This is a genomic window from Veillonella parvula (genome assembly GCF_001553335.1).
Lineage (GTDB): Bacteria > Bacillota > Negativicutes > Veillonellales > Veillonellaceae > Veillonella > Veillonella parvula_S.
This window is the reverse complement of record NZ_KQ960776.1, coordinates 24,871-33,089: the sequence shown is the minus strand read 5'-3', so window position 1 is coordinate 33,089 and position 8,219 is coordinate 24,871. Positions and strand designations below refer to the sequence as shown.

General features: G+C 41.9%; 7 protein-coding genes. All 7 read left to right on the top strand.

The window, feature by feature from the left end:
• The coding region (locus tag HMPREF1865_RS01165; protein ID WP_155640497.1) for a FecCD family ABC transporter permease at positions 1–484 on the top strand (484 nt) is incomplete at its 5' end.
• A complete protein-coding gene (locus tag HMPREF1865_RS01160; RefSeq protein WP_060918925.1) occupies positions 484–1,245 on the top strand; it encodes an ABC transporter ATP-binding protein in 762 nt (253 codons plus the stop codon). The genes HMPREF1865_RS01165 and HMPREF1865_RS01160, both read left to right, overlap by 1 nt.
• An 18-nt stretch (positions 1,246–1,263) precedes the next feature.
• Positions 1,264–3,207, top strand: a complete 1,944-nt coding sequence (locus HMPREF1865_RS01155) for a TonB-dependent receptor (protein WP_060918924.1) — start codon at positions 1,264–1,266, stop codon at positions 3,205–3,207.
• Between the two features lie 143 nt (positions 3,208–3,350).
• Complete coding sequence (locus HMPREF1865_RS01150) at positions 3,351–5,333, top strand: TonB-dependent receptor plug domain-containing protein (RefSeq protein WP_060918923.1); 1,983 nt, start codon at positions 3,351–3,353, stop codon at positions 5,331–5,333.
• 43 nt (positions 5,334–5,376) lie between these two features.
• Positions 5,377–6,330, top strand: coding sequence for an ABC transporter substrate-binding protein (locus HMPREF1865_RS01145; RefSeq protein WP_060918922.1), 954 nt, complete (start codon positions 5,377–5,379; stop codon positions 6,328–6,330).
• Positions 6,323–7,360 carry a FecCD family ABC transporter permease gene (locus tag HMPREF1865_RS01140; protein WP_060918921.1) on the top strand — a complete coding sequence of 346 codons (1,038 nt, stop codon included), beginning with the start codon at positions 6,323–6,325 and terminating at the stop codon, positions 7,358–7,360. The genes HMPREF1865_RS01145 and HMPREF1865_RS01140 overlap by 8 nt, the downstream gene beginning before the upstream one ends.
• On the top strand, positions 7,360–8,205 hold the full coding sequence (locus HMPREF1865_RS01135; RefSeq protein WP_060918920.1) for an ABC transporter ATP-binding protein: 846 nt from the start codon (positions 7,360–7,362) through the stop codon (positions 8,203–8,205). Before HMPREF1865_RS01140 ends, HMPREF1865_RS01135 begins: the two co-directional genes overlap by 1 nt.
• Positions 8,206–8,219: the final 14 nt, after the last annotated feature.

The following is an 8,219-nucleotide window of genomic DNA, read 5'->3' as shown; positions in this document are numbered from 1 at the left end:
CCAAACTATTACGTACTGGTTGATGGGTAGCTTTGCGGGCGCTAAATGGGACATGTTACCATTTATTGCCATCGTTGTACTCGTGAGCATTCTATTCTTTTGGTCTCAAAGCAGAGTTTTAAACATTATGCTTCTCGGCGATGAGGTGGCTATTACCTTAGGTCGCGATTTGCATAGATATCGACAAGTCTATTTGATTATTAGCTCACTTATTATTGGCTTTGTGGTGTACGCTGCGGGTATGATTGGTTTTGTAGGCCTCTTGATTCCTCATCTTGTGCGCATGACAATAGGGACGAATCACTGGACCTTGATTCCATTCAGCGCATTAGGGGGCAGCATTTTTCTCGTTATTGCTGATGGCTTGTGCCGCTGCATTATTCCTCACGCAGAATTGCCAATCGGCATTCTCATTTCTCTCATTGGTGCACCAACCTTTGTGTATATGTTGGTGCGTAAGAACTACGGATTTGGAGGGGAATAATGAATATTCAAACAGATAATATCCAAGTCTCATTTGGCCCGAAAACGATCCTCCATGATATTTCCCTAGATATACGAAATAAGGAATTTGTTGGAATTATAGGTCCTAATGGGAGTGGTAAAAGTACGTTCTTGAAATGTTTATATCGAGTGCTTAAACCTAATAACGGCAAGATTTTCTTTGATGGCACTGAAATGAGTTCCTTAAGTCATCGCGACACGGCTTTAAAAATGGCTGTAGTAGCACAGCATAGTACGGTTAACTTTGATTTTTCAGTTCTTGAAATGGTTCTCATGGGGCGCTCCCCGTATAAAGGGCTGCTTGATAGAGATCAAATTGATGACTATGAAATCGCTCGACATGCGCTGTCTCAAGTAGGACTTAGTGATTTTGAAAGTCGCAATTTTAATACCTTATCTGGTGGTGAGCAGCAGCGTGTTATCTTAGCACGTGCCTTGGCACAGCGCACAGAATGCCTAGTGCTAGACGAACCGACAAACCACTTAGATATTAAGTATCAGCTGGAACTGATGACGATTGTAAAACGCCTTGATGCAGCTGTAGTGTCTGCTATTCATGATTTGAATTTAGCATCTATGTATTGCGACCGTCTCATTGCCCTAAAAGACGGCTCCGTAGTGTGTACAGGGACCCCTCACGAAGTATTGACAGAGGAGACCATCCGACACATCTACGGCGTGTCCGCCACGGTACAAACATTACCAAATGGACGATTAAATATTATATATAATATGGAATAATTAAAAAAAGAGGCGTGGATGATGAAACGAATGAATAAACAAGTCTATGTAGCAGTGCTTATGGCATTAACTACTATGTCAATTAATAGTTATGCTGCAGATGTAACAATGAACAATAATGAAGAAGAAGTTACCATAAATGTTACAGCTAATCGTACAGCGTTATTAGATTTAGATACACCGGTATCGACTTCTGTTATTACCCAAGAGGATATACAAAATAGTGGCGCTAAGACGGCTTTTGATGCGGTCGCTACTGTACCTGGTGTAACCATTAATTCCTTTAGTGCGTCTGGCGCAGATTTTGGTGGCATGGATAGCCGTACGAATATTCGTGGTCTCGATCGCGGTGCACTTGTTCTTGTAAACGGTGTACCTATGAACTTGAATGGTAAGAGCGGAATTGGCTCTATACCTACCAGTGCGATTGAGCGCATCGAAGTCGTGAAGGGGGCAGCATCCACCTTATATGGTGCAGAAGCTTTGGGTGGCGTTATAAATATCATTACAAAGACGCCGTCAAAAGAGGTCGGTTCTGCTACAGTAGCCGTGGGCAATCGAGGGGCTAAGCGATTTGATCTTTCTTATGGTACTGATCGTTTCCTTATTGGAATTGATAGAAAATACTGGGGAACTCAAGATCCATCTACACCTGTGAGGTATGACTATACGGGTCGCAAGGGTTATGATTACTACACTACGCGCAACAAGGGTAATTCCTTAGGCGTGTTCATGAGTGGTAAGCTTTCAGATAAGATAACCTTAAATTATAATCGCGCTGAAAGCCGTTCCTCCTTTGGTCTGATTAGTACAGAAACAAATCCTATGAGACAGGCTCATCATTCTACGACATATCATTACAAGGATGACCGTAATAATGCATCTTTGATTTATAAGGATGACAATACGACGGGAACATTGTTTTATAATGACCGTACTATGCGTGGTGAAAGCCGTGTTCATAGTGCTAAACAGTTCAAGCCGACCGAAACCAGTTATGTAGCTCGTCAATATGGTATAGATGTACAACATGAATGGGACTTTAGAGGCGGTAAGGATTATTTGATTGCCGGTGTTACAGGTAAGCAAGAAACCTATCGCGCCACACAGGCCCCTGTGTATACACGGCCTCATCGTAATACCTATGCGGTGTACAGTAGCTATTCTCGTGAAATCAATCCAAAATGGACTGCCATTTTGGGCTTGCGCTATACAGCTATTAGTGATCCTATTAAGGACCAACATGTGTTAACGCCTCAGTTCCAATTGTTGCATACCATCAATAAAGATTCCTCGATGTACTTAAATATAGGGAAAGCGTATACGATGCCTAGCTTGAGTGATACATTCCGTAGCGTGAACCGCCAATACACAGCAGTAAGTGGTAAAAATCTTAAGCCTGAAGAGGGTTGGAACTATGAATTAGGTTATAAACGCCTTAATAAGAAGGATAGCTGGAAGGTGGACGTGTTCTATATGGACTTCAAGAACTTCTTCCAATGGCAACCTGATGTAAATGGTCGCCCAACGGTTCGCGTAAACGGTGGTCAATTCCACAATGTTGGGATTGAAGCTGAGTATAGTAGACATTTGTCAGATCGACTCAAAATGAGTGTAAGTGGTTCTTATTCTAATCCAAAACAAAAGGAAATGAATGAAACCTATTGGAAACAAGCGGCTCCTAAGTTACAGTTTACAACCGGCATTCATTATAAAAGCTCTACGTGGGATGCAGGTACATCCTTGAACTTTGTAACCAAACGCTTGCGTAATCGCGATGGTGGTTTGAACCCTAACATTGCTCTTTGGAATGCTTACGTTGGGTATCACTTTAATAAAGATGCTACATTACGCCTCGATGCACGCAATCTTTTGAATCGTCATAATGTGGTATCCAATGGCGATTATGAATACTGGGATGCACCATTCAATTATGAATTAAGTTATACACAAAAATTCTAATATGTATTAGTGATACAATCCCCCAAAAATACAGTAGTGGTAGGGGTATGGGTTTTGTGCGGGCCAAATAAATGTGTAATAATACAAATATGTAGTTTATATAATTGTGTGAATGTATATATGTGTTAAGTGAGGCATTTGGTATGAGACAAAAAATTAAGCAACGTATATCTATACTTGTAGGTTTAGCATTGATGGGATTGTCTGTGAATGGATATGCAGCAGAGGTAAGTGCTGATAAGACTCCCACTACAGCTGCATCGAGTGAAACTAATGGAGTATCTGAAACCCATACAATTAATGTGACAGCCAATCGTATGGCCCTTTTAGATTTAGATACACCGGCTGCGATGGATGTTATTACTCAAAAAGACATAGCCAATAGCGGTGCTAAAAATGCATTTGATGCGGTTAATATGGTGCCAGGCATTACGTCTTTTTCCTATGGTGCATCTGGTCTAGAATATGGGGCTATGGATAGCCGTGTAAATATCCGTGGTCTTGAACGGGGCTCCTTGATTCTCATGAATGGGGTACCGATGAACCTCAATGGCAAGGGCGGACTTAGCTCTATTCCGACTAGCTCTATTGAACGCATTGAAGTATTAAAAGGTGCAGCATCTGCTTTATATGGCTCTGATGCTATGAGTGGTGTTATCAATGTAATTACGAAGACTCCAAGTAAAGAAGGGGGCTCTGCTACGGTAGGTTTTGGTAATATGGGTCGTCAAACTTATCAAATTAACTATGGCACGCCTCGCTTCTTAATTGGTGTGGAACGTAACTTTTTTGGTGCTCAAGACCCAGAAACGCCTATCCGCTCAGATATCGGTGGTTATACTAGAGGGTATGAATATTATACAGCTCGTAACAAAGGGAATTCTTTAGGTGTATTTATGAGCGGTAAATTAAATGATAAGTTGACTTTGAACTTTAGCCGCTTTGAAGGTAATTCTTCTTTTGGACAGTTAAGTACAGAAACGAATCCTATTAAGCAAAAGCTTCACTCTACAACATATGCTTATAAAGATACTAAAAACAATGCGTCTTTAGTTTATAAAGATGGCAATACTACAGGTACAATCTTCTACTATGATAGAGATTTGTATGGTAAAAGTCGCGTACATAGCAAAAAGGCATATACGTTGAGTGATAATAACTATATTGCTCGACAATATGGTTTTGATGTACAACATGAATGGGATTTCCGCGGTGGTAAGGACTATTTTATTGCGGGTGTACTTGGTAAACGAGAAACATATCGCACCACATCTGGTCCGTACTATGGAAATCCACATCGCAATAGTTATGCCGTTTATGGTACATACTCTTATCAGATTAATCCTAAATGGACTAGTATTTTAGGCTTGCGTTATTCGGATATTAAAGACCCTGTGAAAAATCAACGCGTATTAATTCCTCAGTTCCAATTACAACATCGTATTAACAAGGAATCATCCATGTATATAAATGTTGGTAAAGCCTTTAGAATGCCGAACTTAAGCGATACTTTCAAGAAAATTAATAAAGGCTATGCCTCTGTTAGTGGACGTAATTTGAAACCTGAAGAAGGTTGGAATTATGAATTAGGCTACAAACACATTACTAACAAAGATAGCTGGAAAGTAGCGCTCTTCTATATGGACTTTAAAAACTTCTTCTCTTGGAAACCGGATAGCAATGGTAAAAATACGATCCGCGTAAATGGTGGTCGCTATAGAAATGTCGGTATCGAAGCCCAATATGGCCGTAAATTAACAGATCATTTGAAGATGACTGTGGGAGCATCGTATTCCAATCCTAAACAACAAGAAATCGATAAGACTTATTGGAAACAAGCTAACCCTAAATTGCAATTTACAGGCGGAATCCATTATAACAGCTCAACCTGGACTGCAGGTACTAGCATCAACTTTGTTACAAAACGGATGAAGAACCGCGATGGTGGCATTAATCCTAATCTCGTAGCTTGGAATGCGTACGTAGGGTATCAGTTCAATGAAAACGCATCCTTGCGGCTAGATGCACGTAACTTGTTGAACCGTCACAATGTTATTTCCAACGGTGACTGGGAATACTGGGATGAACCATTTAATTACCAACTCAGCTATACTCAAAAATTCTAGTCTTTATGTAATCGCTAATTAGAACTATACAAGGAGTATCATCATGAACAAGAAAATTGGATTTTTCATATGTTTGATGATACTCCTTTGTGTATGTTTAACAGGTTGTGGACCTCAATCGGAGGCAAATGTAACGCCATATACTCGTTATGTGGAAAGTCACGATGGCGTTCAAGTTGCTGTTCCAGAGCATCCAAAGCGGATTTTATCGCTATCCTCTGCGTTCGACACAATTTTATTAGGACTTATAGAACCAGAGCGTTTAGCGGGCATTAATAAATTGTCTACCTATGAGGAATATTCGCTAGAGGCAAAGCGCGCAAAGTTGGTAAAACCTGTGTTGAGTTCGTATCCTTTGGAGAAAATTATAGCCTTGAAACCGGATCTCGTTATAGCGCCAGATTATATATCGGCTGATGTTATCTATGGTTTACGGCACATGGGGATAGCCACTGTTGTGGTACCTACTCCTTCTACGGTGGACGGAGTGATTCAGAATGTGATGGAGATTGCTCATATTATCGGGGAAGATGAAAAGGGTAGCTTTTACAATCGGAAAATTCATCGTGAAATAGATGAAATAAAGCACCTAGCGGAATCTATTCCAACTGAGCAGCGCAAGACGGTTCTCTTTGTGTCATCTATGGACGGATACACGGGCACAGGAAGCCTTTTTGATGATATGTGTCACTATATGAGTATCTATAATGCACCTGATCGGATTGGATTACCACCACGAATACCCTTTGGGGAGGAGCGTGTGCTAGCCATGAATCCAGACTATATTTTTATTCCATCCTATAAGGGAATGGACAAGAATTTGGCGGATAGATATTTAAAGAATCCAGCCTTTCAAAATCTACCTGCTATTAAGGAAAATCGAGTTAAACCCTTACCGGCAGCGTACTTATATACAATGAATCAGCATATTGGTGAAGCGATGTTAGCCGTTATGCATACTGTGTATCCTCAATTAGAAAGGAATTCTCATGACTAAACAGAAACAACGTATCATGGCCATAACTCTGATTGGGGTATTGCTATGTATTGTGAGTTTATTGGCGCTCCACGTAGGGACCATTATGATTCCTATCGGTGGGGGCATACAAAGTATCTTAAATGGTATAGGTATCCCTGTGAATTTCACAGAACCGATTACGGCTGAACAAGAGGCTGTACTGTGGTTTATCCGCATGCCACGCCTTATCATCGGACTTCTCGTGGGAGGCGCCTTGGCACTGGCTGGTGCGGTTATGCAAGGGGTATTCTCCAATCCATTGGCAGATCCAGGTATTATGGGCGTATCCGCTGGGGCATCCCTCGGTGCGGTTATCGCCATTGCTCTTGGCGTAACATCTCTTAGCATGTTTTACATGCCTGCCTTTGCTTTCGTTGGGGCCTTTGTTTCCGTTGGGATTACTATTTTGTTAACCTGGCGCAATAACAAGCTCGACACCACAACCTTGTTGCTGGCTGGTGTAGCTGTTAGTATGCTGCTCGGCGCTTTCACATCGGGTATTTTGACGATGATTAATGAATATCGCTTGCGTGAATTCCTATTCTGGATGGTGGGGGGCCTAGATTTCCGCCGTTGGGATCACGTTTTGCTCGCCGTGGGTCCTATCATGACGGGCAGCGTTATATTGATGATGCTCGGTCGTCACTTGAATGTGCTCGTTCTGGGCGATACAGAGGCGCGTGCCTTAGGCTTGCCTGTTATGGCATATCGCATGGTATTCCTATTTCTAGCATCCGTAGTTACAGCTACCGCTGTATGTGTCAGCGGATCCATCGGCTTTGTAGGTCTTGTGGTACCTCATATTGTACGGCTTTTGGTTGGGCCAGATCATCGAATACTATTGCCTATGGCGGCTGTTGGAGGTGCCTTATTCCTCGTATTCTGCGATACATTAGGCCGCGTCATCGCTCAACCTATCGAAATTCGCGTAGGTATCATGACGGCTCTCTTAGGGGCACCGTATTTTCTTTATTTACTTCATCGCTTGCGTAGTAAAGGAGGGGCCTAATGAAACTAGATGTTCAATCTCTATCCGTCACATTAGGGGAAACCACCATTCTAAAGGATGCGTCCTTTTCTATTGATAGCGGTGAGTTTGTCGGCATTATCGGCCCTAATGGCTCCGGTAAAACGACGTTGTTAAAAACCTTGCGTGGACTCTATCCTACGTCTGGTGGAGATGTTTTGTGGGATGGTAAAAGCATCGCTTCTTTGAGTGATAAAGAAATCGCTCATCATGTGGCGTATATGCAACAGTCCGTCAATGTTTCCTTCGATTATGAAGCCATCGATATAGTGATGACCGCTCGATATCCGTATCTAAAATGGTGGCAACAAGAGGGTCCAGAAGATAAGGTTATCGTCGAACAGGCCATGAAAGAGGTCGGTGTTTATCACTTGCGTAATCGCTCCGTACAAAACCTGAGTGGCGGTGAGCGACAACGGGTATTCTTAGCAAAGGCTTTGGCACAACAAACAGAGGTCCTATTACTAGATGAACCGACGGCTGCTCTCGATTTAGTCTACGCTGACGATATCTTTCATGAAGGGCGCAGATTATGTGATGAAGGTAAAACGATTTTAATCGTCGTTCATGACTTAGAGTTAGCCGCAAAATACTGCACCAAACTCGTTTTGGTTAGCGATGGTCACATCGTTGATGTAGGTGCACCTCGAGATGTATTGACGGCAGAAAATCTACGAAATGCGTTCCGTTTATCGGCCGCGGTCTATGACGATCCGTACTTTAAACAACAACGTATCTTTGTATTTCCAAAAGGAACTACAAAGATTGATAACTTCAAACAAACCGAAACTACTTCAGAAATGTCTATTGATCCAAATCTGAAATAGTTAAAATGGATTAC